Below are 25,515 nucleotides of genomic sequence, written 5' to 3' on the forward strand. Positions count from 1 at the left end.
GGCCGTGCGAGACTTGCCGCTGTGAGTGCCAACCAGAGCCCCGCGGGCAAGCAGCCGACCGCCACGTACGACTCCGCGTTCCTCAAGGCATGCCGGCGCGAGCCCGTGCCGCACACCCCGGTGTGGTTCATGCGGCAGGCCGGGCGCTCACTGCCGGAGTACCTCAAGGCGCGCGAGGGCATCCCGATGCTCGAGTCCTGCATGCGGCCGGAACTGGTCGCCGAGATCACCCTCCAGCCGGTGCGCCGGCACGGTGTGGACGCGGCGATCTACTTCAGCGACATCGTGGTCCCGCTCAAGGCCATCGGCATCGACCTGGACATCAAGCCGGGCATCGGCCCCGTCATCGCGAACCCGATCCGCTCCCGCGCGGACCTGGCGCAGCTGCGCGACCTGACCCCCGAGGACGTCTCCTACGTCACCGAGGCGTACGGCCTGCTCACCCGCGAGCTCGGCGCCACCCCGCTGATCGGCTTCGCGGGCGCCCCGTTCACCCTCGCGAGCTACCTCGTGGAGGGCGGCCCGTCCCGCAACCACGAGCACACCAAGGCCCTCATGTACGGCGACCCCGAGCTGTGGGCCGACCTGCTGGACCGCCTCGCCGACATCACCGCCGCCTTCCTCACGGTGCAGCTCGAGGCCGGCGCGAGCGCCGTCCAGCTCTTCGACTCCTGGGTCGGCGCCCTCGCCCCCGCCGACTACCGCCGCTTCGTGCAGCCCGCCTCCCGCAAGGTCTTCGAGGCCGTCGCCGGGTACGGCGTGCCGCGCATCCACTTCGGCGTGGGCACCGGCGAGCTGCTCCGCGACATGGGCGAGGCCGGCGCGGACGTCGTCGGCGTCGACTGGCGCGTCCCGCTGGACGAGGCCGCCCGCCGCGTCGGCCCCGGCAAGGCGCTCCAGGGCAACCTGGACCCGGCCGTCCTCTTCGCCGGGCCCCAGGTGGTCGAGGCCAAGACCCGCGAGGTCCTCGACGCGGCGGCCGGCCTGGAGGGCCACGTCTTCAACCTCGGCCACGGCGTCCTGCCGACCACCGACCCGGACGCGCTGACCCGGCTCGTGGAGTACGTCCACACCCGGACCGCCCGCTGACCCTCACGCACGACCCCGCGCGGCGCGCGCCCCGGCCCGGAAAGGCCGGCGGCGGGCGCCGCGCGCGCAGGTGACGCCCCGTCACGCGCGACCGGCCGGGGCCGGTGCCCGTGGGTCAGGCGGCGACCAGCAGGGCGAAGACCTGGGCGACAAGGAGCCCCCCGTAGAAGCAGACCGGGGTGGGCGAGAACGCCGCCTTCGCCGCCCCCGCGCGCTCCCGGCCCGGCTCCACGTCCATCGCGAACGGCTCGACCGTCACCTCCGGGCGCCGCACCCGGTCGTACAGGCGCCGGTACAGGCGCTCCCGGTACATGAAGTAGCCGTCGAGCAGCCAGAACGCCAGGACCGGTGCCAGGCTGACCGCCGCCACGGCCCGGTCGTCGGCGCGGACGGCGAACGCGAGCAGCGCGCCGGTGACCGTCAGCGACCAGCCCTTGATCAGGAACGAGTTGTTGCCCATCCGGGCCACGACCATCTGGATCAGTTCGAGATGCTTGATCCGGCCCTCGTCCAGCACCGGACCGTCCCCCACCGCCATCGGTTCCCCCACGCCGTCGACCAGTTCGACCCGGAGCATACCCACCCCCGCGGGGACGGCGGTCGACGTCTCGTCGGTGCTCACCGGCGTGCGGTGACGGCCGGGGCACGGGCTCTCGCCGGGCCGCCGCCCCCGGGGCCGCTACCAGCCCGGCCTGGCCCGTCTGCCGAACAGCAGCCCGCGCGGCTCCGGCGGGGGAGGGGTGCCGCGCCGCAGCGGCCAGGCGATGAGCATGCCGGCCACGAAGCCGACGACATGGGCCACGTACGCCACGGTGCCCGCGTCGGAGACGGCCCCGCCGGACGAGTAGACCGCCTGGAGCACGAACCAGAAGCCCAGCACGATCCAGGCCGGCAGGCGCAGCGGCAGGAAGATCAGGAAGGGGACGAGGACCCAGACCCTGGCCTTCGGATACAGCACCAGGTAGGCGCCCAGTACTCCGGCGATCGCGCCCGACGCGCCGATCAGTGGTTCGCCCGAGTCCGCGTTGAGCAGGGCGAAGCCGTAGGTCGCCGCGTAGCCGCAGACGCCGTAGAACAGCAGGAAGCGCAGATGGCCCATGCGGTCCTCGACGTTGTTGCCGAAGATCCACAGGAAGAGCATGTTGCCGAGCAGGTGCAGCCAGCCGCCGTGCAGGAACGTCGCCGTCAGGACGCTCAGCTCCGGCGACTTGTCGTAGTCCGGCGGGCCGATCACGCACCCCGGCCCCCGCGGGCCCACCCCGGTCTCGCCGGTGGGCACCAGCCGGGGCACCCTGTGCTGCAGCAACTCCTGGGGCACCGCCGCCCAGTGGTCCAGGAACGCCTGGAGGTGGCACAGCTGCGCGAGACTGCTCCCACCCGTCAGGGAACCGGTCATGCCGGGGGTGAACAGGAACACGAGGACGTTGGCGAGGATCAGGGCGTACGTCACCCAGGGCGTGCGGCGCGCCGGGTTCACGTCATGGACGGGGATGACCACGGGACACTACTGCCCGCCTGACGGGCGGTGAATCGGCACGCTCCCTGAACGCCCCCGTCCGTGGGCGCGTATGTCCTCTCAACCGCCCGCGGCCCGGGGAAGGCGGGACGCGGGGACGACGTGAGGATCAGGCGATGAACGAACGGGTCACACCGGTTCCGGCGATGCACGCCCTGCCCGACGGCGAGGCCGAGGTCGCCCTCGTGCTGCGCCTGCCCTGGGAGGACGTCGCCCGGCTCGGGCAGGAGGCCGGGCGGCTGGCCGCGCAGCGGCAACGGCCCGTGACACTGGACGAGGCGGTGAGCCACCGGCTGCGCTCCGTCCGGACCGCCGCGCACGCCAAGCCGGCCGGCGAGCAGCCGCCCGCCGTCACCGCCCCGGCGCCGGTCGCGGCCCCGGCCTCCATGACCGCCCCGGCGTCCGTGTCGTCCCTGCCCTCGCGGCCCCCGGGCGAACAGGCACGGCAGGCCATCGACCGGATCAACGGCACGGCGTAGGGCGGAGCTGTCAGCGCCGTTCCTCCACCGCCCCCGCCGCCTTGCGGGCCGCCACCAGCACGGGGTCCCACACCGGGGAGAACGGCGGCGCGTACCCCAGGTCCAGGGCCGTCATCTGTTCCACCGTCATCCGGGCCGTGAGGGCCACCGCGGCGATGTCGACCCGCTTGCCCGCGCCCTCACGGCCGACGATCTGCACACCGAGCAGCCGTCCGGTGCGCCGCTCGGCGAGCATCTTCACCGTCATGGGCGAGGCCCCCGGGTAGTACCCGGCGCGGCTGGTGGACTCGACGGTGACCGACACGAACCGCAGACCCGCCCGCAGCGCGTCCTTCTCCCGCAGCCCCGTCCGCGCGATCTCCAGGTCGCAGACCTTGCTGACCGCCGTGCCGACCACGCCCGGGAAGGTGGCGTAGCCGCCGCCCGCGTTGGTGCCGATGACCTGCCCGTGCTTGTTGGCGTGCGTGCCCAGCGGAATGTGCCGCTCCTGGCCGGAGACCAGGTCGAGCACCTCCACGCAGTCGCCGCCGGCCCAGATGTTCCCGTGCCCGCGCACCCGCATCGCGAGGTCGGTCAGCAGCCCGCCGTGGCTGCCGATCGGCAGGCCGGCCCCGGCGGCGAGCGCGGTCTCCGGACGCACGCCGATGCCGAGCACCACCACGTCCGCCGGGTACTCGGCGTCCTCGGTGGCCACCGCCCGGACCCGGCCGTCCTCACCCGTCAGCACCTTGGTGACCTCGGCGTCGTTCACCATGGTGATGCCGAGGCCCTCCATGGCCTCGTGCACCATCCGGCCCATGTCCGCATCGAGCGTGGACATCGGCTCCCGGCCGCGGTTGACCACCGTCACCTCGTACCCGCGGTTGATGAGCGCCTCGGCCATCTCCACGCCGATGTACCCGGCCCCCACGACCACCGCGTGCCGTCCCCGCGTGCGGGCCAGCGTGTCGAGCAGCGCCTGCCCGTCGTCGAGGGTCTGCACCCCGTGCACACCCGGCGCGTCGGACCCCGGCATGTCGGGCCGGATCGGCCGGGCGCCGGTCGCGATCACCAGTTTGTCGTACGGCGTCCAGGTCTCGGCGCCCGAGTCGACGTCACGCGCGCGCACCCGCCCGCCGTCCACGTCGATCTCCGTCACCTCGGTGCGCATCCGCAGGTCGATGCCGCGAGACCGGTGCTCCTCGGGCGTACGGGCGACGAGACGGCCCCGGTCGGAGACGTCACCGCCGACCCAGTAGGGGATGCCGCACGCCGAGTACGAGCTGAAGTGGCCGCGCTCGAACGCCACGATCTCCAGCTCGTCCGGCCCCTTCAGCCGGCGCGCCTGCGACGCCGCGGACATCCCCGCGGCGTCACCGCCGACCACGACCAGCCGTTCCCGCGCGCCCCGCGTACCGCTCGCACCACTCATGCTCATGCGAACACGCTACGGGGGTGCGGCATTTCAGTCCCGCCCGCCCGTCCCCCCGGCGGGCGTGTCCCCCGGTACCGGCCGGGCCGTCGGCAGGGGGCCGACCGCCGTCGTCACCGGCGGGGCGTCCGGGCGGCGCGGCAGCCGGGGCCGCACCACCCGCAGCCACAGCAGCACGAGCAGCACCGCCACCGCGGCGAACGGCAGGACGGCGCCGAACACCACCGCCACCCAGCGCAGCATCGACACGAAGGCGTCCCAGCCGCCCGCCAGCGCGTCCGTGAACCCGGGACCGTCGTCCTCGGCGGCCTCCTTCCTCACCGGCGTCTCCGACAGGGAGAGGGTGATCGTGGCCAGGCTCGTGCGGTCCTTCAGGGACGCCTGCCGGGCGAGCAGCGCCTCCAGCTCGGCCTGACGGGAGCTCAGCTCGCCCTCCAGCGTCACCACGTCGCTCAGCCTGGTCGCGCGGTCCATGAGCTCGCGCACCCGGGCCACGCTGGCGCGCTGCGACGCGATGCGGCTCTCCACGTCCACCACCTGGTCGGTGACGTCCTCCGCCTTCGCATGGCGCTCCAGCAGCTTGCCGGCGCCCTGTAGTTCGGACAGGACGTCCTGGTACGCGCCGACGGGCACGCGCAGGACGAGCCGGGTCCGTTCGTGGCCGTCCCCGTCCCGGCCGGTGGTCTCGTCACCGACGTAGCCGCCCGCGTCCTCGGCCGTGGCGCGGGCCCTCTCGAGCGCCTCGGGGACGTCCTCGACCTGGACCGTCAGGGAGGCGGTGCGGACGATGTGGCTCGCGGCGGCCTTCGGCGGGGCGGTCGCCTTCGAGCGCTCCTCGTCCGCGTCCGCGCCCGCCGCGCCCGCCGCGCCCGCCGCGCCCGCCGCGCCCCGCGCCTCGCTCGCCGGTGCGGCGGCCTTGGCGTCGCTCGCGCTGCCGGAGTCGCCGGAGCCGCCGCCGGCGCTGCATCCGGTGAGCGCCAGGGCCGCGGCCAGCAGGACGGCGGCCGCGGCCGGTACGGCGCGCGGGGAAGGTGGTGTACGCACAGGGCCCCCCGGGGTCGGTGTCGACTGTCGTTCCTACGACGTCGCGAGGGGCGCGGACGACGGCGCGGAACGGTCCCGAAGAGGTCACGGTCCGGACTCGCCCGCGGGCGAGTCGTCACCCGGCCTGGCGGCCGCGGCGCCGGCGGGGTCTGAGAGGCTGGGGACATGTGCGCAAGCGAGATCCCGGCGGGCACGGCACCCGCTGACACGGGGCACGTCGTCGTCGTCGGAGCCGGCATCGCCGGACTGGCCGCCGCCCACCGGCTGCTGGAGCGCGGGGCCCGCGTGACCGTGCTGGAGGCCTCGGACCGCGTCGGCGGCAAGCTGCTGCCCGGCGAGGTCGCCGGGGTCCGGGTCGACCTGGGCGCCGAGTCGATGCTGGCCCGCCGTCCCGAGGCCGTCGGCCTCGCCCGCGCGGCCGGTCTCGCCGGCCGCCTCCAGCCGCCGGCCACCGCGTCGGCCTCCCTGTGGACCCGCGGCGCCCTGCGCCCCATGCCCAAGGGTCACGTCATGGGCGTCCCCGGCACCGCCGCCGCCCTGTCCGACGTGCTCTCGCCCGAGGGCCTCGCCCGCATCGAGCGCGACGCCGAGCTGCCCCGCACCGAGGTCGGCGAGGACGTGGCGGTCGGGGAGTACGTGGCGGCGCGCCTGGGCCGCGAGGTCGTCGACCGGCTCGTGGAGCCCCTGCTGGGCGGGGTCTACGCGGGCGACGCGTACCGCATCTCGCTGCGTTCGGCCGTGCCCCAGCTCTTCGAGGCCGCCCGGGCCCACACGTCCCTGACCGAGGCGGTGCGCGCCCTCCAGGGCCGCACGGCCACCTCCCCGCCGAGCGGACCGGTGTTCATGGGCATCGAGGGCGGCATCGGCACCCTCCCGCTCGCGGTCGCCGAGTCGGTGCGGGCGCGGGGCGGCGAGATCGTCACCGGGGCACCCGTGACGGAGCTGCGGCGCACGGCCGGGGACGGCTGGCGGATCGTATTCGGCGACCGGGTGCTGCACGCCGGCGCGGTCGTCGTCGCCGTGCCCGCCCGGCCCGCCGCCGAGCTGCTGCGCGCCGAGGCGCCGGCGGCCGCGGCCGAGCTGTCGGCGGTGGAGTACGCCTCGATGGCCCTGGTCACCCTCGCCTACCGCCGCTCCGACGCCGCCGCTCTCCCCGAGGGCAGCGGCTTCCTCGTGCCGCCGGTCGACGGGCGCACCATCAAGGCGTCCACCTTCGCCTCCCGCAAGTGGGGCTGGATCGGCGAGGAGGACCCGGACCTGGTGGTGCTGCGCACCTCCGTCGGCCGGTACGGCGAGACGGAGATCCTCGGCCGCGACGACGACGGCCTCGTCGCCGTGTCCCGGCACGACCTGCGGGAGGCCACCGGCCTGGCCGCCGCACCGGTCGCCACCCGGGTCACCCGCTGGCAGGACGGGCTGCCGCAGTACCCCGTCGGTCACCACGCGCGCGTGGCCAGGGTCCGCGCCCACGTCGCGAAGCTCCCGGGTCTCGCCGTGTGCGGGGCGGCGTACGACGGCGTCGGCATCCCGGCGAGCATCGCGAGCGCGTACGCGGCCGTCGACCGGATCCACGGGGACCCGCGCGGTGTGGAGGAGCTCACCGCCCACCCGGTGCAGAGCCTGCACGGCGGAGCGGGAGAATAGGGCCATGAGTGACGACGCCTCCACCCCCGCCGCCGACCGGATCCCCAACAAGGGCAAGCTGGCCAAGGACCTCAACGAGGTCATCCGCTACACCCTGTGGTCCGTCTTCAAGCTCAAGGACGTGCTGCCCGAGGACCGCGCGGGCTACGCCGACGAGGTCCAGGAGCTGTTCGACCAGCTCGCCGCCAAGGACGTGACGATCCGCGGCACCTACGACATCTCCGGGATGCGTGCCGACGCCGACCTCATGATCTGGTGGCACGCGGAGACCAGCGACCAGCTCCAGGAGGCGTACAACCTCTTCCGCCGCACGAAGCTGGGCCGCGCGCTGGAGCCGGTCTGGTCGAACATGGCGCTGCACCGCCCGGCCGAGTTCAACCGCTCGCACATCCCGGCCTTCCTCGCCGACGAGACGCCGCGCAACTACGTCAGCGTCTACCCGTTCGTGCGCTCCTACGACTGGTACCTGCTGCCCGACGAGGACCGCCGCCGCATGCTGGCGGACCACGGCAAGATGGCCCGCGGCTACCCGGACGTGCGCGCCAACACGGTCGCCTCGTTCTCGCTGGGCGACTACGAGTGGCTCCTCGCCTTCGAGGCCGACGAGCTGGACCGCATCGTCGACCTCATGCGCCACCTGCGCGCCTCCGAGGCCCGCATGCACGTCCGCGAGGAGGTCCCGTTCTACACCGGGCGCCGCAAGGACGTCGCGGAGCTGGTGGCCGGGCTGGCCTGAGCCGTCGCCCGCCGACTGCCGAGGCTCAGGACCCGGGCCCGGGCCTCGGCCTCGGTTCCGGTCTTCCGGCGCAGGACGTGTCCCGCTCCGGGAGACGCCCCTCCAGCAGGTAGGCCTCCAGCCGGCCGTTGACGCAGGCGTCGGGGCCGCCCCCGATGCCGTGCGTGCCGGTGTCCCGTTCGGTCACCAGCACCGAGCCCGACAGCCGCCGGTGCAGCTCCAGCACGCCGTCGTAGGGGGCGGCGGCGTCGCGTTCGGCGGCCAGGACCAGCGTCGGCGGCAGTTCGCCCGGTCCGGTGCGCACGTCCGGCGGCCGCTGCCGGGGCCCCCGCCAGAACGCGCACGGCAGGTGCGCCCACACGTTGCTCCACGTCGCGAACGGCGCCCGGCGCGCCAGCCGCGTGCTGTCCCGGTCCCACGTGGCGAATCCGGCCGGCCAGGCCGCGTCGTTGCACTCGACGGCCGTGCGGGCCGCGTCGGCGTTCTCCGCCTCGGCCGCCGCGTCCTCCTCCTCGGGGTGCGTCCCCGCCTGGTCGACCAGCGGCTGCGGATCGCCCCGCAGATAGGCCGACAGCGCCTCGGCGCGGTACGGCCAGTAGACGTCGTCGTACCCGGCGTCCAGGAACGCCCCCCGCAACTGCGCGGGGCCCACCGTGCCGCCCGCGGGCCGCCGGGCGAGCCGCGCGCTCGCCGTTTCGTAGGCGCGCTGCACCTGCCCCGGCGTGCCGCCGAGCCGGTACACGTCGTCGTGCCGGGCGATCCACTCCCTGACGTCCCTCCAGCGGCCCTCGAAGGCCTCCGACCGGTCGAGCAGGTTCCGGTACCCGACCCGCTCCGGGGTGGGATCCGCCGGCGAGTCGAACACCATCCTCCGCACGTGCGAGGGGAACAGCTCCGCGTACAGCGCCCCGAGGTAGGTGCCGTCCGACGTGCCCATGAAGGTGAGCCTCGGCTCGCCCAGAGCGGCCCGCACGACGTCCAGGTCGCGGGCGTTGTTGAGGGAGTGGTAGTGCCGCAGCGCGTCCCCGGTCCGCTCGTGGCAGCCGCGTGCGTACGCCTCCGCCTCGGCGACGCGCTCCCGCTCGAACGCCGCGGAGGGCCGGGTGGGGGCGGGGCGCGGTCCCTCGACGAAGCCCTTCGGGTCCTGGCAGGACAGCGGCGCGGAGGGCGCGACGCCCCGCGGGGCGTAGCCGACCAGGTCGTACGCCGCCGCGATCCGCTGCCACTGCGGCATCATGCCGATCAGTGGGCCGTACAGCCCGCCGGTGCCCGGTCCGCCCGGCTGGTGGACGAGGGCGCCCTGCCCCGGCACCCTGTGCCGCGCGTTGTGCGGGTCCCTGTGCGTGGCCCGCACCCGGCTGACGGTGAGTTCGATCTGCCGGCCGTCGGGGCGGGCGTAGTCGAGGGGGACGGTGACGGTGCCGCAGCGCAGGCTGCCCGGCAGGTCCTCGGCCTTCGGGCACCTGCCGAACGCGATGCCGGCCGCGGCGGCCCGCGCGGCGGCCACGGCCGTGCCGCGCGCCTCGGCGGTCGCGCCGGCCGCCGGGGCCGTCGGTGCCGGCGCGGCGGTGAGGGCGGTCAGCAGCAGGGAACCGGCGGCCGGGAGCAGGACGGCAGCTCGCATCGCATATCCCTTCGGTGCACGGCGGCGACAGAAGGGATGTTTCGTCCGGTGGCCGGGCGAGGCAAGCACCGCCCGCGGGTGTCGGCGCCGAACGGCCCGCCCGCCGCCCCCGGGCGCCCGGCTCAGCCCTGCCGTTCGCGCGGCTGCCCGAGGTACTCCTCCCGGTGCGCGAAGGCGGCCCGCAGGTCCGGCTCACCGATGGCGTGGATGCCGCGCACGGCGACGGACGTGAGGTACGTACGCTCGTCCGCCGTGCCCTCGGCCTCCCGGGCGAGCGTGCCGAGCAGCCGCTGTCCGGCCGGGGAGGCCCAGCGCGAGTACGGGTGGACCTCCATCCGCGCGATCGCCAGGGAGCTCAGGGTCAGGACGAGCGGCAGCGCGAACCACAGGGCGATCAGGTGGCGCGGCAGGTCCGCCGGGACGGGCAGCGCCAGTGCTGCGGCGCCCAGCGCGCACACGGTGAGCGCGGCGAGCCGCACCCGCCGGACGCCGGCCGCGATGCTGCGGGTCCCGTCCGGCACGGCGAGGCCCGCGCCGACCAGCCGGTCCGCCAGGCCCCGTACCGCGTCGGCGGTGGCGGCGGCGGCCCGCACCGGCGCTATCCGGGACTGCCCCTCGGGCCCTATCGCCCCGATGACCGACCGTTCCATCTCGTCCCGGCCCCGCGGATCGACGACCGTCGCCCAGCCGGTGTGCGCGAGCAGCAGGCGACGCTGGCGCGCCATGGACACCAGCGTCAGGTCGGCGACCCGCCGTGGACCGCCGGACAGGAACGCCGCCTCGTACAGCGTCAGCGCGTGCGCACGGCCAGCGGTCGTGGTGTCGGTGGCCGCCGCGCGCACGGCGGCCAGGCACAGCCGCGAGCACGCCAGACCGGCGACGACCCAGGCCGGCAGCAGGAGAAGGACCCAGAACATGCCGTACTTCTATGCCAAGGGGTTACGCCGGCGCCATGCCCTTTTCACATTCCGGGACGCAGCGTTGTCGGTGCGTGACGTTCCGCCGTGCGTCCTCCGCGGCCCAGCAGCACCCGCCGGGTCGCGCGGGCCCACCGGACCCCGGGCCGTTCCGGTCGCGGCGCCGGCCCCGACCGGTCCAGCCACCACTCCCGCAACTCCCGCCGCGCGCGGGCGTCCCGCGACCGGCCGTCCCGCAGCAGCTGCCCGGCGAACTCCAGCGCGTCCCGCCGGTACCCGCCGGTCATCGGATGCCCCTGGGCGTACGCGAGGAAGGCGGTCCGGTACTCCGCGCCGAGGATCACCGGCAGTTCGGGCGCGACCTTCGCGACCACGTCCGCCCGCTTCCCGGCGAGCGCCCGCGCCTGCACACCGAGCCGCGCCCGGTCGAATCCCTCGGGTACGGGCGTGCCGGCGACCAGCGCGGACAGCAGCGCGGTCTGGGCGAGGGCGAGGCGCTGACGGGCGGCTTCGGGCACGGCGAGCCCCGGCTCCCGCCGCGGTGCCGCCTCGGCGCCGGTGAGCACCGGCCCCGGCGCCGACGCCCGGCCCTTGTCCACCGCGGTCCGGATCGCCTCCACCTCGCCCCGCAGCTCGTCCTCCCCGGGGAAGTTCTCGTCGCGTTCCAGCAGCACGCCCGGCGGTGCGACGCGCGAGGCGAGGTCGGTCAGGATGTCGAGCACCGCCCGGGGCACGGGGTGGGCGTGGCTGTCGTGCCAGACGCCGTCGCGCTCGAAGCCGCCCGCGACATGGACGTAGGCGATGGCCTCCAGAGGCAGTTCGCGCAGCGCCTCGGCCGGGTCCTCGCCGCGGTTGACGTGGTTGGTGTGGAGGTTCGCCACGTCGATGAGCAGCCGCACCCCCGTCCGGTCGGCGAGTTCGTAGAGGAACTGTCCCTCCGTCATCTCCTCGTCCGGCCAGGAGATCAGCGCGGCGATGTTCTCGACGGCGAGCGGTACGGGCAGCGCGTCCTGGGCGATGCGCACGTTCTCGCACAGCACGTCGAGGGCGTCGCGGGTGCGGGGAACGGGCAGCAGGTGACCCGCCTCCAGTCGCGGGGAGGCGGACAGCGGCCCGCCGGCCCGGACGAACGCGATGTGCTCGGTGACCAGGGGCGAACCCAGCACGTCCGCCCGTTCGGCCAGCGCCGCCAGCCTGCCCGCGTCGGGCCGCTCGGCGCCGCCGAGGCCGAGGGAGACGCCGTGCGGCACGACGGTGACGCCGCGCTCGCGCAGCCGCAGCAGCGATTCCGGCAGGTGGCCGGGGCAGAGGTTCTCGGCCACGGCCTCGACCCAGTCGATGCCGGGCATGCGCTCCACGACGTCCGCGATCTCCGGCCGCCATCCGATGCCGGTCCCCAGTCGCTCCATGGTCCGTCCCTCCCCGTCGGTTCGACGGGGATATGGCCCGGGGCGTCCGGCCCGAACCCCGGGGCGGGCATGTACAGAGCAACATCTGAGGTTCGCGGCCCTCGCCGGCCCGGCCGGCGCGCGCGTCGCCCGGAGCGCTACCGCAGCGCCGGATGGTCCGCCACCACCGTGCACGAGCCCGGCGCGATCTCCGTGAACCCGGCGTCGCGGACCACCGGCAGACCGCTGGTGGTGAGGGCGTCCCAGCGGGCCGGGTCCGCGGTGCGCACCGCCAGCGGGAAGCCCGCGTCGCGCCAGGCGGCCCGCGCCGCGTCGTCCAGTTCCCACCAGGCGAGCTGCGCACCGTGGCCGGCCTGGGCCATCGCCTTGCCGGCCGACATCTCGAGGCCCGGGTTCGTCCAGAGGACGGGCGTCGCGGGACCGGCGCCGGCCGGGGGCTCCGGGTCGTCGAGGTCGGTGCCGGAGACCTGGAGACGGGCCAGGTCCTTGGGCCAGCCGTCCAGCGGCACCGGCGGGTAGACCCGCACCTCGGCCGCCTTCCCGGTCACCGTGATGCCGGGCAGCGCCTCGGCCCGCCGCCACTCGGCGCCGCGCGCCCGGCGCACCACCTTGCGGATGCGGGCGTCCTGCCAGTCGCGCACCGCCTCGGCCCACTCGCCGTCGCCCGTCGACCGCTCGTCCGCGAGCATCACCAGCACCGCGCGGGCCGCGGTCTCCAGGGCGTCGGTGCGGGCCGGGGGCGCCGCCCGTTCGATGCGGACGACCAGCGGCAGGACGAACTGCGGCGCGAGGTCGCGGTCGCCGGGCTCGGGGCGGAAGGGGCTGTCGGGGACGGGCGTCGTCGGCTCGGTGCTCACGGCCCCAGTCTGCCAAGCCGCGCGGGCGCGACCGGAGGGCCCCCGGGGTCACGCCCCGCCGGGATCACCCCGAGCAGGCGGTCCGCTGGGCCTCCTGCCATTCGCACCGCGGGCAGAGGGTGATCCCCTTGTACGACTCCGGGTGTTCCGTCGGCTCCCGGCACAGCACGCACTCGGCGTACGGCGGGCCGTCGGCCACGGGGGGCCGGGCCGCGTCGATCAGGCAGTAGTCCTCGTCGCTGCTCATGCCTCCAGCGTAGGACGGTCAGCGCCGTCCGCCCGTCGCGTCGATCAGCTCGGACACCTTCACGAAGCGGTAGCCCCGCTCGCGCAGTTCGGGCACGACCGTGCGCACCGCCCGCTCGGTCACCGGGGCGGCACTGCGGGTGCAGTGCATGACGACCACCGAACCGGGCCGCACGCCGTCCAGCACCTGCCGGGCCACGGCGTCGGCGTCCGTCGCGAACGCGTCCCCGCTGACCACGTCCCACTGCACGGCGGTGACGCCCGCGGGGGTCAGCTCCCCGAGGGCCGTCCTGTCGTAACAGCCGCCGGGGAAACGGAAGTACGGCATCGGGTTCGGCACCCCGGCCTTCTCGAAGGCCGTGTACGCCCGCTCCAGGTCCGACCGCATCCGGTCCCGGGGGACGGTCGGCAGGCCGTAGCAGTCGTCCGTGTAGGCGTAGTGGCTGTAGGAGTGGTTGGCGATCTCGAACTGCCGGTCCAGGCCGATGGAGCGGGCCTCGTCCGGGTACTCCTCGGCCCATCGCCCGGTCATGAACACCGTGGCCGGCACCTTCAGCTTCCGCAGGGTCGCGATCAGCCGGGGGTTGTCGAACCGTTCGCCCGCCGCCGCCCGGGGTCCCTCGTCCGCCGTCATGTCGGCGTCGAAGGTGAGGGCGACGGTCTTGCCGCCGTCGCGCGGACCGTGCTCGAAGACGGGGGTGAGGCCCGCGGGGCCGGGCGCGAGGGTGGGCGGCCCGGAGGGGGCGGCCTTCGAGGGACCGGCGGAGGGGGCGGACGGCGCCGGGCGGGGAGCCTGCCGGGCCTCCGTGTTCCCGCAGGCGGTGAGGGCGACGGAGGCGGCGGCGACAGCGCACAGTGCGGTGGTGCGTCGTACGAAGGTCATCACCGCACGAACGTATGAGTATGTTGTTCTGTTTGTACGACTATGTGCCGCGACGTGCCCGAGGCGTCACCCTCCCGGGTCAGATGTCCCGCTGCTCCAGCGGCTTGGTCGCCGGACCCTGGATCACCGTGCCGTCCGTGGCGAACCGCGAGCCGTGGCAGGGGCACTCCCAGGCACGCTCGGCCGCGTTGAAGCCGACCAGGCAGCCCAGGTGGGTGCAGCGCGGCGAGAGGGCGTGCAGCGCACCCGCCTCGTCCCGGTAGACCGCGAGCCGGTCGCCGCCCGCCCGGACCACGGCACCCTCGCCCGGCGGCAGGGCGTCCACCGGGGGCGCGGGCTTCAGCCGGTCCCCGACGAAGTGGCCGGCCACCTGCGCCTGCGTCTTGAGGAACCGGGGCACCTCGCGCGCCTGCGTCTTCAGCCGCCGCGGGTCGTACAGCCCGCTCCAGGCGCACTCCCGCCCGGTGATCAGCGCCGTCAGCAACAGGCCCGCCATGACGCCGCCGCTCATGCCCCAGCCACCGAACCCGGTGGCCACGTACGCGTGCCGCGTGCCCTGGTGCAGCGGGCCCACCATGGGCACGGTGTCGGTGGGGTCGATGTCCTGGGTGGCCCAGGCGTGGGTGAGGCTCACGCCGGGGAAGTGGTCGCGGGCCCAGGCCGAGAGCCGGTCGAACCGCTCCCGGGTGTCCCCGGTGCCGGGCGTGAAGTGCTCACCGGTGACGATCAGCAGCCGTCGGCCGTCGTCCAGGGGCGCGGTGCGCACCGACCGGGTGCCCTCGTCCGGCGTGATGTACATGCCGGCGACGTCCCGGTCCGCCTCGACCGGCCCCGCGACGACCAGTTCCCGGCGCGGCGAGAGCCGGGCGAACAGCAGCGCCCGGTCGAAGATCGGGTAATGGGTGGCGACCACGACGTCACGGGCGGTGACCGTCATCCCCGTGCCCGTCGAGACGCGGCACGGCTCGCCCTCCTCCAGACCGTGGACGGTGGTGTCCTCGAAGATCCGTCCGCCGCGCGCCTCCAGGTCCTCGGCGAGGGCCAGCAGGTATCTGCGCGGGTGGAACTGGGCCTGCCCGGTCACCCGCACGGCGCCGGCCACCGGGAACGGCAGCCCGGTCTCCGTCACGAACGACGCCGGCAGCCCCGCCTCCTTCGCGGCGGCCGCCTCGGCCCGCAGCTCGTCCACGCGGCCCGCGTCGCACACGTAGGTGTACGAGTCGCGGGTCTCCCACTCGCAGTCGACGCCCAGCTCGTCCACCAGGGCGGCGGCGTGCTCGATCGCCTCCGTCTGCGAGCGCGCGTACAGCCGGGCGCCCTCGGGGCCCCGGGTGCGGCGCAGCTTGTCGTAGACCAGCGTGTGCAGGACGGACACCTTGGCGGTGGTGTGGCCGGTGACGCTCGCGGCGATGCGGCCGGCCTCCAGCACCACCACGCTCCGTCCGGCTCGCGCCAGTTCCGACGCCGTGCTCAGTCCGGCGATCCCGCCGCCGATCACCGCGACGTCGGCCTCGATGTCCTCCGTCAGGGGCGGACGCGGGGCACCCGGTGCCGTTTGAAGCCAGTACGAGCCGCTGAGCTGCGCGTTCTCCGTCATGCGGCCTCGGGTACCCCGTGTCTACACGCTTCTCACCGGCGCCAGGGGCCGGTCACCGCGAAGGTCGTCCCCGGTGTGTAGCAGTTGACGTACATCGTGTCGCCGTCGGGCGAGAAGGTCACCCCGGCGAACTCGCCCCACTCGGGCTCCTCGGCCGTGCCGATGTTCTGCCGGCCGCGCGCCATCGCGTACACCTCGCCGCGCCGGGTCACCCCGAAGACGTGCTGGGCGCCGTTGCCGTCCTCGCAGACCATCAGGCCGCCGCTCGGCGCCAGACAGATGTTGTCCGGGGACTCGCCGGGCAGCTGCACGTCGGTGTCCGGGCCGAAGACGATCACCAGCGTCAGGCGGCGCCGCTCCGGGTCGTAGCGCCAGATCTGGCCGTAGTGGTCGGCCGCCGAGCCCTCGGCGCTGTGGGCGAAGGACGACACGAAGTACACGCAGCGCCCGCCCCAGTAGCAGCCCTCCAGCTTCTGCGCGTGGGTGATGCCGCCTCGGCCGAAGTCCTGGTGGCGGATCGGCGTCGTGACCGCCAGCGGGTCGGGCACGTCGACCCACTCGATGCCGTCGAACTCGGCGCCCGTCTCCTGGATCGAGGACAGGTCGGGCACGCCGGGCACGCGCATGGCCTGCAGCCTGCCGCCCGCGCGCAGCGAGCCCGTGCCGCCCAGGGGTTTCTTCGGCAGGAAGCGGTAGAAGAGCCCGAAGGGCCGCTCGAAGGCGTCCTCCGTCTCGTACACGACACCCCGCCGCGGGTCCACGGCGATCGCCTCGTGCTGGAAGCGGCCCATCGCGGTCAGCGGCACCGCGCCGGTGCGGTGGGGGTCGGCCGGGTCGACCTCGAAGATGAAGCCGTGGTCCTTGGTGTAGCCGCTGGTGCCCGCCTTGTCCTCGGTCTCCTCGCAGGTCAGCCAGGTGTGCCAGGGGGTGGGGCCGCCCGCGCAGTTGACGGCCGTGCCCGCGATCGCCACCCGCTCGGACAGGACGCGGTTGTGGGAGTCCAGGGTCAGCGCCGTACAGCCGCCCTTGCCCGCCGGGTCGTAGGTCAGGCCCTCGACCGTGGGGACGGGGACCCTGCCGTTGGCACGGTTTTCGTGGTTGCGGACCAGATGAGTGCGGCCTCGTCCGCCCGGGAAGGCCGACATGCCGTCGTGGTTGGACGGCACCGGGCCCTCGCCGGAGCGCAACCGGTCGCCCTCACGGGACAGGACCCGGTAGCGGAATCCTTTCGGCAGATCGAGCAGACCGTCCGGGTCGGGGACCAGGGGGCCGTAGCCCGAGTGGCCGAGGGACTGTGCGGCGGCGGTGCCCGCGAAGAGTTCGGAGAGGGCTCCGGTGAAGGCGATGCCGGCTCCGAGCGCGCCGGAGCGGGCGAGCACCTGACGTCGTGTTGCGGACATGGGGCAACCTTCCTGCTGGCGGACAGGACTGTGACCCCGCCGTGTCTATCACCTGCCAGGAGCCCCGGGAACCACGCGTGTCGCACGTGTCACCGGTCGTCACCGCTCCACGGGCCGTTCCTGGGCCTTCTCCAGGAATCGCAGCAGCTCCACCGGGAAGGGCAGGACCAGCGTCGAGTTCTTCTCCGCGGCGACGGCCACCACGGTCTGCAGCAGACGCAGTTGCAGGGCGGACGGCTGCTCGGACATCTGCTCCGCCGCCTCGGCGAGCTTCTTCGACGCCTGGAGCTCGGCGTCGGCGTTGATGATCCGGGCCCGCCGCTCCCGGTCGGCCTCGGCCTGCCGCGCCATGGAGCGCTTCATCGTGTCGGGCAGCGACACGTCCTTGATCTCGACCCGGTCGATCTGCACCCCCCAGCCGACCGCCGGGCTGTCGATCATCAGCTCCAGGCCCTGATTGAGCTTCTCCCGGTCGGAGAGCAGATCGTCCAGCTCGCTCTTGCCGATGATGGACCGCAGCGAGGTCTGCGCCATCTGGGAGACGGCGAACCGGTAGTCCTCGACCTTGACGAGGGCGTTCGCCGCGTCGACCACCTTGAAGTAGACGACGGCGTCGACCCGTACGGTCACGTTGTCACGGGTGATGCCCTCCTGTGCGGGCACCGGCAGCGTGACGATCTGCATGTTGACCTTGTGCAGCCGGTCCACGAACGGGACCACCATCGTGAACCCGGGGGAGCGCACGTCGCCCGCCAGCCGCCCGAGCCGGAAGACCACCCCGCGCTCGTACTGCTTGACGACCCGCGCCGCCGAGACGACGTAGAGGACCCCGGCGCTTCCGACGGCGGCCACCGCGGTCAGCAGCTCCTGGAGCATGACGGCCTCCTTGCCCAGAGGTCCGATTCGCCTGCTCCTGCAACGATATGCCCGGTGCCCGGTCCGGGGCCATGCCCGCAGGCAACGCCCGGATCGGGCACCGGTGCGAACGCCGGGCTACGGGCGTCCGGCGGGCGTCACACCGCGGCCCGGGCCGGTTCCGTGACCTTCACCGGTTCCGTGCCGGCCGCGCTGTGCCGCTCGGCCCAGTTCTCCAGCGCGGTGCGGCAGGCATGGTCCAGGTGGTGCAGCCCGGACAGGTCCAGCTCGACCGGGCGGTCCTGGGGGAGCGCCTCCAGGCTCTCCAGCATCTTCGGCAGCCGCAGGAAGGTCGCGTTGCCCGACAGGTGCGCCTGGACCGGACCCGCTCCCTTGTCGACGATCTCCAGCTTGAGGTGCGAGGCCTCCCAGGCGGTCTTGGCCACGGACAGGGCCAGGCCGATCAGCACGCCCTCGAACATGTTCACCGCGACGATCGACACGGCCGTGACCACCAGGATCAGTGCCTCGCCCCGGTGCCCGCGCCACAGCGACACGATGCCGCGGAACGGGATCAGCTTCCAGCCGGCGTGGACCAGGACGCCGGCCAGCGCGGGCAGCGGGATCAGCGCCAGCACGGACGGCAGCAGCGCGGCGAACAGCAGCAGCCACACGCCGTGCAGCACGCGGGACGCCTTGGTCCGCGCGCCGGCGCCGACGTTGGCGGAGCTGCGCACGATGACCGCGGTCATCGGCAGCGCGCCGAGCAGACCGCACACCGAGTTGCCGGCGCCCTGGGCCATCAGTTCCTTGTCGTACTCGGTGCGCGGACCGGTGTGCAGCCGGTCCACCGCGGCGGCGCTGAACAGGCTCTCCGCCGAGGCGATCAGGGTGAAGGCGACGATCGTGCCGAGGAGGCCCACGTCCGCCAGCCCGCCGAAGGCGTCCGCGCCGGGCGGCTGGACCGAGTCCAGCAGGCCGTTCACCTCGACGGTCGCCACCGACAGGCCGAAGACCGCCGTGACCGCGGTGGCCAGTCCGACCGCGGCCAGCGCGCCCGGCACGGCCTGGACCCGCTTCGGCAGCCGCTTCCAGAGCACCATCACGGCGACGGTGCCCGCGCCGAGGGCGAGGGAGGTGAGGGCCTCCGTACTGCCCAGGGCGTCGGCGGCGGCCCCCGGAAGCCCGGTGATCTTGTCGATGCCGGAGGAGGGGGCCTCCAGCCCGGCCGCCGAGTAGAGCTGGCCGGCGATGAGCACGAGGCCGATGCCGGCCAGCATGCCCTCGACGACCGACAGGGAGATCGCCCGGAACCAGCGCCCCAGCTTCAGGGCGCCCATGGCGAGCTGGAGCAGCCCGGCGGCCAGCACGATCACGCCGAGTGCGGGCAGGCCGTAGGTGTCGACCGCGCCGAAGACCAGCACGGTCAGGCCGGCGGCCGGACCGGACACCTGCAGGCTGCTGCCCGGCAGGAATCCGGTGACCAGGCCGCCCACGATGCCGGTGACGAGGCCGAGTTCGGCCGGGACACCGGAGGCGACGGCGACGCCCACGCACAACGGGAGGGCGACCAGGAACACGACGAGCGAGGCGGTGAGGTCCTGCCGCCAGTGGGGGAACCGGGATATGTTCACGGCGCCGCTCACAGGGTCTCGAACGCGTCGGTGTCCGCGCGGTGTTGGCGCACGGCTCCGGTGTGGACCTCGTAGTACCAGCCGCGCAGGCGCAGCCGGCCCTCGGCCAGCCGCCGCTCGACGCACGGGTAGGAGCGCAGTCGCAGCAACTGGGCCAGGACGTGGTGCCGGACGGCCTCGGCGACCGTGGGGTCGGCGGGGTCGCAGGGCTTCGGCTCGTCCGCGGCCTGGGCCAGCCAGTCGCGCACGGCGGGTACGGCGGTCAGGTCGTCGCCGCGCACCAGCGCGCCGACGGCACCGCAGTGCGAGTGGCCGCAGACCACGATGTCCGTGACGCCGAGGACCTCGACGGCGTACTCGATGGTGGCGGCCTCGCCGGAGGGGCGCTCGGCGCTGTACGGCGGGACGATGTTGCCGGCGGTGCGCAGCTCGAAGAGCTGGCCGGGCCGGGCGCCCGTGATCAGGGCCGGTACGACCCGGGAGTCGGAGCAGGTGATGAACAGGACTTCGGGCGACTGGCCTTCGGCGTGCCCGGCGAACTCCTCAGGGCGCTGTCCGAACGTGCGGGCGTTGTCGATGAGGGGCTGCATGATGCGGTCATTCCTCCTGGCGCGCAGTGGGGGCGCGTCGGACGGGTGCGGACGGAAGTGGGGGGTGCTCCGTCGCTCAGCAGCGGAAGACCTGGAGGGCCGCGGGTGCGCGGTCGGTGGCGGATCTCGAGCGGCGCTCGTGCGCGCGGCCGGGCAGCACCTGTCCGGGTGCGGCCGTGCGCTGCCGGGACAGTGCCGGCTCGGGGGCCTCGGGCTCGGGCGCGGCGGTGGCGCGGTGCCGGTCGCGGACGCGCGCCGGGCCGTGCGTGTTCCCGGAGCGGCCGGGCGCGTCACAGGTGACGGTCTCGTCGGGCTGCGCGGTGCCGGCGGGGACGAACTCCGACTGGGCGTTGGCCACGGCATCACGGCTCGTGTGCGCGGTTGCGAAGGACGGCGCGGGTGCGAACAGCTGGAGGACGAACAGGACGGCGGCGAGGGGCAGCAGCAGGGTCCTGGGCGTCGTACCTCGGAACATGCGCCCCCCTCCGGCCGGTTCACGCTTCTCGTGCACGCCGACGATTGGTCAACGTTTGGTCAAGAAGCACGGTAACCCCGCGGAGGGCTTTGCAGGGTTAACGTGGCGTTACGAGCCCAAGAGAGCCCGAAAACGGCGGTCGGTCGGCGGGAAACGGACGGTGTGTCAGTCCGCGTCGACGAGCCGGCCCGCGTCCCGGGCCAGCGCGGTGAGCCGGGAGATGGCCCGTAAGTACTTCTTGCGGTAGCCGCCCTTCAGCATCTCCTCGCTGAACAGCCGGTCGAAGGGGAGCCCCGAGGCCAGCACCGGCACCTCGCGGTCGTAGAGCCGGTCCGCGAGGACGACCAGCCGCAACGCCGTCGACTGGTCCGGCACCGGCCGGACCCCGGTGAGGCACACGGCCGAGACGCCGTCGGTCAGGGCGCCGTAGCGGCTGGGGTGGACGCGGGCCAGGTGGTCGAGGAGCGCGGGGAAGTCGTCGAGGGAGGCGCCGTCCGTCTCCCGCGCCGCCCGGGTCACCTGCTCGTCGGAGTACGGCGCCGGGGCCTCGGGCAGGCCGCGGTGGCGGTAGTCCTCGCCGTCGATGCGCAGGGCGCGGAAGTGGGCGGACAGTCCCTGGATCTCGCGCAGGAAGTCGGCCGCCGCGAAGCGGCCCTCGCCGAGCTTGCCCGGCAGGGTGTTGGAGGTGGCGGCGAGCGCGACACCGGCCTCCACGAGCCGGGCGAGCAGGCTGGAGACGAGGACGGTGTCGCCCGGGTCGTCGAGCTCGAACTCGTCGATGCACAGGAGGCGGTGCCCGGAGAGGGTCTGCACGGTCTGCTGGAAGCCGAGGGCGCCGACCAGGTTGGTCAGCTCCACGAAGGTGCCGAAGGCCTTGCGGGCGGGGTCGGCGGGGGTGGCGTGCCACAGGGAGGCCAGGAGGTGGGTCTTGCCGACGCCGTAGCCGCCGTCGAGGTAGACGCCGCGGGGGCCGGTGGGGGGCTTGGGGGCCTTGCCGCGGCCGAGGCCGAAGAAGCCGCGCTTGCCGGTGCCCGTGCCGGGGGCCTCGCCCAGCCCGGCGGCGAAGCCCTCAAGGACCTGGACGGCCTCGCTCTGGCTGGGCTGGTTCGGGTCCGGGATGTACGTGCTGAAGCGGACCGAGTCGAAGCGCGGGGGCGGCACCATCTCGGCGACCAGGCGGTCCGCCGGTACGTGCGGCTCGCGGGCGCACAGGGACAGCGGGGTCGCCCCGGCTATCGGGGCGGAGCCGGAGGGGGCGGAACCGGGGGCGGCGGAGGAGGACGACACGGTGGTCAATGGTAGGGCCTGTCCGGTGGTGGGCCGGTGTGGTGGTGACGCGGGGGAGCGGGGCCCGGTGCTGCGGGTGCGGGTGCGGGTGCGGGTGCGCGAGCGGATGGCGCAGGGTGCCCGGCGTCGTGGCGGGGCGGGGGTGGGTCGTGTGGCCCGGCGCTGCCGGGGTGCCGCCGCGCCCACCCGTGCCGCCCCAGCGGCACGACTGCCCGCGGCTTCGACGGCCGGGGTGCGGCACGTCTGCCCGCGGCTCTGACGGCCGGGGCGGCTGTGGTGGTGCGGTTCGTCTGTCCGCGGCTCTGACGGCCGGGGCGGCTGTGGTGGTGCGGTTCGTCTGTCCGCGGTTCCGACGGCCGGGGTGCGGTTCGTCTGTCCGCGGCTTCGACGGCCGGGGGCGGCTGTGGTGGGGTGGGGTTCGCTGGTGGGGGGCGTGGAACACTGCTCGGCATGCGACGTCTGTTCCCTGTGACCGATCCGACAGCAGAGGGCGACTCCGCCGGGGGCGACCGGGAGTGGAGTCTCGCCGAGCTGGCCGCCGCCTACGCGTACCCCGAAGCGGACGGGCGGCGGGAAGCCTGGCTGCGGGCCAACATGGTCTCCACCCTCGACGGGGCCGCCCAGCACGACGGTCGCTCCCAGCCCATCTCCAGCGCGGCCGACATGCGGATCTTCGGCACCCTGCGGGCCCTCGCGGACGTGGTGATCGCCGGCGCCGAGACCGTACGCCAGGAGGGGTACCGGCCCGCACGCGCGCGTGCGGAGTTCGCGGAGCTGCGCGAGGCGGCCGGACAGGGCCCGGCGCCGGTGATCGCGGTGGTCAGCGCGAGCCTGGAGCTGGACTTCTCCCTGCCGCTGTTCACCTCGCCCCTGGTGCCCACCCTGATCCTCACCGGCGCCGCGGCGGCCCCGGACCGGGTGGCCGCCGCCGAGAGGGCCGGCGCCCGGGTGGTGACCGCCGGCGACGGTGTCGGCGTGGACCCCGCCCGTGCCGTCCGCGAGCTCGCCGCACTCGGCCACACCCGGCTGCTGACCGAGGGCGGCCCGCGGCTGCTGGGACAGTTCGTCGCGGCCGGCGTCCTCGACGAGCTGTGCCTGACCGTCTCCCCGATGCTCACCGCGGGCGACGCGCAGCGCATCGCGGGCGGGCCCTCGGTCGAGGTGCCGCGGCGGTACGCGCTGGCGTCCCTGCTGGAGGAGGAAGGTTTCCTCTTCAGCCGGTACCGGCGCGACTGAGCGGCGGCGGCGAACCCGGACGGACGTTCGGCCGCCGGTGCGCAGCCGGGGACCGTATCCGGAATCACTCGTTCCGCTCAGTCCGTGCCGGGCACACTGAATCCGGCAGTACCTGTGCGATCACGGGGCAGGATGGTTTCCGCAGGGCTCGGCAGGCCTGCGGAGGCTGGGCCCACGGGCCCGTGAAGGAGAAGGGGCGCCTGGTGTTCACAAGCGTTTTGATGATCGAGAAGGCCTTGACGTCCGCCGACGTGGAGTTCGTCACCACCTTGCACGGGGACGAACCGGTCGCCTTCCACGTGCTGCTCCAGCCGCGCGGCGACCAGGCCGACCGGCTGCTGCGGGCCATCGACGACGTCGCCCTCGGCGAGCTCGACGACGCGGTCCGCGAGGGTGAGACGCCGGAGGGGGAGGAGGCGCTGAGCGTCGGGCAGCGCGCGCTGGAGGTGTCCCTCACGGCGCTGCGCGCGTCCGGCGCCGAGGCCGAGGGCCGCCTGGTCGAGGAGCACCCGCTGGACGCGCTCAGATCGCTCGTCCAGGAGATCGGCGCGGACGAGGTGATCGTGCTGACCGATCCGCACTACGTGGAGGAGTTCTTCCACCGGGACTGGGCCTCGCGGGCCCGGCACAAGGTCGGCGTACCGGTCCTGAAGCTGTTCTCCCACAGCAAGGCATAGGCTGGGGCCGCGCTCCGGGCCCCGCGCCGGGGGCGCGCCCACCAGCACGCACCGCACCTCTGGGGAGAACAGCGCATGGCACCCGGCCTTCCTACCGCCATGGACCGACCGCACTTCATCGGCATCGGCGGCGCCGGGATGTCGGGCATCGCGAAGATCCTCGCCCAGCGCGGGGCCGCCGTGGCGGGCAGCGACGCGAAGGACTCCGCGACCGCCGGGGCGCTGCGCGCGCTGGGCGCGACCGTGCACATCGGGCACGCCGCGGAGCACCTCGCCGACGACGCGAGCTGCGTGGTCGTGTCGTCGGCCATCCGCGAGGACAACCCGGAGCTGGCGCGCGCGGCCGAACTGGGCATCCCGGTCGTGCACCGCTCGGACGCCCTGGCCGCCCTGATGAACGGCCTGAGCCCGATCGCGGTCGCCGGCACCCACGGCAAGACCACCACCACCTCGATGCTCGCGGTCGCCCTGTCCGAGCTCGGCCTGAACCCGTCGTACGCGATCGGCGGCGACCTGGACGCGCCCGGCTCCAACGCGCTGCACGGCGACGGCGAGATCTTCGTCGCCGAGGCGGACGAGAGCGACCGCAGCTTCCACACGTACGCGCCCCAGGTCGCCATCGTCCTCAACGTCGAGCTCGACCACCACGCCAACTACGCGTCGATGGACGAGATCTACGAGTCCTTCGAGATCTTTGCCGGGAAGATCGTCCCCGGCGGCACGCTGGTGATCTCCGCCGACCACGAGGGCGCCCGGGAGCTGACCCGCCGGCTGGCCGGTTCGGTGCGGACGGTCACGTACGGCGAGTCCGAGGACGCCGACGTGCGCGTCCTGTCGGTCGTCCCGCAGGGCCTCAGGAGCGAGGTCACCGTCCTCATGGACGGCACCGAGCTGACCTTCGGGGTCTCCGTGCCCGGCCGCCACTACGCCCACAACGCGGTCGCCGCCCTCGCCGCGGGCGTCGCCCTGGGCGTCCCCGCCGCCGAGCTGGCCCCCGCCCTGGCCGCCTACACGGGCGTCAAGCGGCGCCTCCAGCTCAAGGGCGAGGCGGCCGGTGTCCAGGTCGTCGACTCCTACGCGCACCACCCCACCGAGATGACGGCGGACCTGGAGGCCATGCGCGCCGCGGTCGGCGACGCCCGCATCCTCGTCCTCTTCCAGCCGCACCTGTTCTCCCGCACCCAGGAGCTCGGCAAGGAGATGGGCCAGGCGCTCGCCCTGGCCGACGCTTCGGTGGTCCTCGACATCTACCCCGCCCGCGAGGACCCGATCCCCGGCGTCACCAGCGCGCTGATCATCGAGGCGGCCCGGGCGGCGGGCGCGGACGTCACACCGGTCCACGACAAGGACGGGGCGCCCGCGGTGGTCGCGGGAATGGCGAAGGCCGGTGATCTCGTTCTCACCATGGGCGCGGGCGACGTCACCGACCTCGGACCGCGCATCCTGGACCAGCTGTCGAGCACGGGCAAGTGAGGGGCTGAGGACTCATGGCGTACGACGTCGAGAAGCCGGACGAGCAGTGGCGCGCGGAGCTGGACCCGGCCGAGTACGCCGTGCTGCGCCAGGCCGCCACGGAACCGGCCTTCACCGGTGAGTACACCGACACCAAGACCGAGGGCGTCTACTCCTGCCGCGCCTGTGGCGCGGAGCTGTTCACCTCGGAGACGAAGTTCGCCTCGCACTGCGGCTGGCCGTCCTTCTTCGACCCCAAGGACACCGACGCGGTCGAGCTGATCGAGGACCGCACCCACGGGATGGTGCGCACGGAGGTGCGCTGCGCCCGCTGCGGCTCCCACCTCGGGCACGTCTTCGAGGGCGAGGGGTATCCGACCCCCACCGACCAGCGGTACTGCATCAACAGCATCGCGCTGCGGCTGGCGCCGGCCGAGGGCTGACGGCACCCGTCAGG

At 74.3% G+C, this 25,515-nt stretch carries 25 protein-coding genes; 8 read left to right on the forward strand and 17 right to left on the reverse strand.

Annotated features, from left to right (window positions below; genetic code table 11):
- The first annotated feature begins 21 nt into the window (after window positions 1–21).
- Complete coding sequence (gene hemE / locus ACGF3H_RS14970) at window positions 22–1,089, forward strand: uroporphyrinogen decarboxylase (protein ID WP_362499365.1); 1,068 nt, start codon at window positions 22–24, stop codon at window positions 1,087–1,089.
- Between the two features lie 115 nt (window positions 1,090–1,204).
- Here hemE and ACGF3H_RS14975 read toward each other — a convergent pair whose 3' ends face one another.
- Window positions 1,205–1,711 carry a hypothetical protein gene (locus ACGF3H_RS14975; RefSeq protein WP_362499368.1) on the reverse strand — a complete coding sequence of 169 codons (507 nt, stop codon included), beginning with the start codon at window positions 1,709–1,711 and terminating at the stop codon, window positions 1,205–1,207.
- Window positions 1,712–1,768: 57 nt separating this feature from the next.
- Window positions 1,769–2,587 (reverse strand): rhomboid family intramembrane serine protease, encoded by an 819-nt coding sequence (locus ACGF3H_RS14980; protein ID WP_362499371.1) that lies wholly within the window; start codon window positions 2,585–2,587, stop codon window positions 1,769–1,771.
- Window positions 2,588–2,721: 134 nt separating this feature from the next.
- Here ACGF3H_RS14980 and ACGF3H_RS14985 point away from each other — a divergent pair, with 134 nt between their 5' ends.
- The gene (locus tag ACGF3H_RS14985) at window positions 2,722–3,084 is read left to right on the forward strand and encodes a hypothetical protein (RefSeq protein ID WP_362499374.1); all 363 of its coding nucleotides are present in this window, start codon (window positions 2,722–2,724) and stop codon (window positions 3,082–3,084) included.
- 10 nt (window positions 3,085–3,094) lie between these two features.
- On the opposite strand, the gene ACGF3H_RS14990 is transcribed toward ACGF3H_RS14985, so the two are convergent.
- Both ACGF3H_RS14990 and ACGF3H_RS14995 read right to left on the reverse strand, forming a co-directional pair.
- The gene (locus tag ACGF3H_RS14990; RefSeq protein WP_362499377.1) at window positions 3,095–4,501 is read right to left on the reverse strand and encodes an FAD-dependent oxidoreductase; all 1,407 of its coding nucleotides are present in this window, start codon (window positions 4,499–4,501) and stop codon (window positions 3,095–3,097) included.
- A gap of 27 nt (window positions 4,502–4,528) precedes the next feature.
- A complete protein-coding gene (locus tag ACGF3H_RS14995) occupies window positions 4,529–5,539 on the reverse strand; it encodes a DUF4349 domain-containing protein (RefSeq protein ID WP_362499380.1) in 1,011 nt (336 codons plus the stop codon).
- A gap of 165 nt (window positions 5,540–5,704) precedes the next feature.
- Between ACGF3H_RS14995 and hemG the strand changes: the two genes are divergently transcribed.
- Both hemG and hemQ read left to right on the forward strand, forming a co-directional pair.
- Window positions 5,705–7,183, forward strand: coding sequence for a protoporphyrinogen oxidase (hemG, locus tag ACGF3H_RS15000; protein WP_362499383.1), 1,479 nt, complete (start codon window positions 5,705–5,707; stop codon window positions 7,181–7,183).
- A gap of 4 nt (window positions 7,184–7,187) precedes the next feature.
- The gene (gene hemQ, locus ACGF3H_RS15005; protein ID WP_362499386.1) at window positions 7,188–7,919 is read left to right on the forward strand and encodes a hydrogen peroxide-dependent heme synthase; all 732 of its coding nucleotides are present in this window, start codon (window positions 7,188–7,190) and stop codon (window positions 7,917–7,919) included.
- Window positions 7,920–7,944: 25 nt separating this feature from the next.
- Here the strand turns inward: hemQ and ACGF3H_RS15010 are convergent, their stop codons facing one another.
- From ACGF3H_RS15010 to zapE, 13 genes are all read right to left on the reverse strand, one after another.
- Complete coding sequence (locus ACGF3H_RS15010; RefSeq protein WP_362499389.1) at window positions 7,945–9,543, reverse strand: alpha/beta hydrolase; 1,599 nt, start codon at window positions 9,541–9,543, stop codon at window positions 7,945–7,947.
- 122 nt (window positions 9,544–9,665) lie between these two features.
- Window positions 9,666–10,460 carry a TIGR04222 domain-containing membrane protein gene (locus ACGF3H_RS15015; protein WP_362499392.1) on the reverse strand — a complete coding sequence of 265 codons (795 nt, stop codon included), beginning with the start codon at window positions 10,458–10,460 and terminating at the stop codon, window positions 9,666–9,668.
- Between the two features lie 44 nt (window positions 10,461–10,504).
- Window positions 10,505–11,869, reverse strand: a complete 1,365-nt coding sequence (locus tag ACGF3H_RS15020; RefSeq protein WP_362499395.1) for a DUF692 domain-containing protein — start codon at window positions 11,867–11,869, stop codon at window positions 10,505–10,507.
- A gap of 137 nt (window positions 11,870–12,006) precedes the next feature.
- Window positions 12,007–12,726 (reverse strand): peptidyl-tRNA hydrolase, encoded by a 720-nt coding sequence (locus ACGF3H_RS15025; protein WP_362499398.1) that lies wholly within the window; start codon window positions 12,724–12,726, stop codon window positions 12,007–12,009.
- A 64-nt stretch (window positions 12,727–12,790) separates the two neighbouring features.
- Window positions 12,791–12,973, reverse strand: a complete 183-nt coding sequence (locus tag ACGF3H_RS15030; RefSeq protein ID WP_351134023.1) for a hypothetical protein — start codon at window positions 12,971–12,973, stop codon at window positions 12,791–12,793.
- 18 nt (window positions 12,974–12,991) lie between these two features.
- The gene (locus tag ACGF3H_RS15035) at window positions 12,992–13,855 is read right to left on the reverse strand and encodes a polysaccharide deacetylase family protein (protein ID WP_393816488.1); all 864 of its coding nucleotides are present in this window, start codon (window positions 13,853–13,855) and stop codon (window positions 12,992–12,994) included.
- Window positions 13,856–13,934: 79 nt separating this feature from the next.
- A complete protein-coding gene (locus tag ACGF3H_RS15040; protein ID WP_362499404.1) occupies window positions 13,935–15,452 on the reverse strand; it encodes an FAD-dependent oxidoreductase in 1,518 nt (505 codons plus the stop codon).
- 32 nt (window positions 15,453–15,484) lie between these two features.
- Window positions 15,485–16,852: a PhoX family protein gene (locus ACGF3H_RS15045; RefSeq protein WP_362499406.1), complete on the reverse strand. Its 1,368-nt coding sequence runs from the start codon at window positions 16,850–16,852 to the stop codon at window positions 15,485–15,487.
- A 99-nt stretch (window positions 16,853–16,951) separates the two neighbouring features.
- A complete protein-coding gene (locus ACGF3H_RS15050) occupies window positions 16,952–17,728 on the reverse strand; it encodes a slipin family protein (RefSeq protein ID WP_362499409.1) in 777 nt (258 codons plus the stop codon).
- Between the two features lie 137 nt (window positions 17,729–17,865).
- Complete coding sequence (locus ACGF3H_RS15055) at window positions 17,866–19,341, reverse strand: SulP family inorganic anion transporter (protein WP_362499411.1); 1,476 nt, start codon at window positions 19,339–19,341, stop codon at window positions 17,866–17,868.
- 8 nt (window positions 19,342–19,349) lie between these two features.
- Window positions 19,350–19,931 carry a carbonic anhydrase gene (locus tag ACGF3H_RS15060; protein ID WP_362499412.1) on the reverse strand — a complete coding sequence of 194 codons (582 nt, stop codon included), beginning with the start codon at window positions 19,929–19,931 and terminating at the stop codon, window positions 19,350–19,352.
- Window positions 19,932–20,007: 76 nt separating this feature from the next.
- On the reverse strand, window positions 20,008–20,406 hold the full coding sequence (locus ACGF3H_RS15065; RefSeq protein ID WP_362499414.1) for a hypothetical protein: 399 nt from the start codon (window positions 20,404–20,406) through the stop codon (window positions 20,008–20,010).
- 165 nt (window positions 20,407–20,571) lie between these two features.
- The gene (gene zapE / locus ACGF3H_RS15070; RefSeq protein ID WP_362499415.1) at window positions 20,572–21,693 is read right to left on the reverse strand and encodes a cell division protein ZapE; all 1,122 of its coding nucleotides are present in this window, start codon (window positions 21,691–21,693) and stop codon (window positions 20,572–20,574) included.
- 450 nt (window positions 21,694–22,143) lie between these two features.
- On the opposite strand from zapE, the gene ACGF3H_RS15075 reads away from it, so the two are divergent.
- The 4 genes from ACGF3H_RS15075 to msrB all read left to right on the forward strand — a co-directional run bounded on the left by ACGF3H_RS15075 (window position 22,144) and on the right by msrB (window position 25,501).
- Window positions 22,144–22,929, forward strand: a complete 786-nt coding sequence (locus ACGF3H_RS15075) for a pyrimidine reductase family protein (protein WP_362499417.1) — start codon at window positions 22,144–22,146, stop codon at window positions 22,927–22,929.
- 203 nt (window positions 22,930–23,132) lie between these two features.
- Window positions 23,133–23,606 carry an indole-3-glycerol phosphate synthase gene (locus tag ACGF3H_RS15080; protein WP_362499418.1) on the forward strand — a complete coding sequence of 158 codons (474 nt, stop codon included), beginning with the start codon at window positions 23,133–23,135 and terminating at the stop codon, window positions 23,604–23,606.
- 75 nt (window positions 23,607–23,681) lie between these two features.
- The gene (gene murC / locus ACGF3H_RS15085; RefSeq protein WP_362499420.1) at window positions 23,682–25,079 is read left to right on the forward strand and encodes a UDP-N-acetylmuramate--L-alanine ligase; all 1,398 of its coding nucleotides are present in this window, start codon (window positions 23,682–23,684) and stop codon (window positions 25,077–25,079) included.
- Window positions 25,080–25,093: 14 nt separating this feature from the next.
- Window positions 25,094–25,501: a peptide-methionine (R)-S-oxide reductase MsrB gene (msrB, locus tag ACGF3H_RS15090; RefSeq protein ID WP_362499422.1), complete on the forward strand. Its 408-nt coding sequence runs from the start codon at window positions 25,094–25,096 to the stop codon at window positions 25,499–25,501.
- Window positions 25,502–25,515: the final 14 nt, after the last annotated feature.

This window comes from Streptomyces sp. NPDC048185, from assembly GCF_043202495.1.
In the GTDB taxonomy this organism is placed as follows: Bacteria; Actinomycetota; Actinomycetes; order Streptomycetales; family Streptomycetaceae; genus Streptomyces.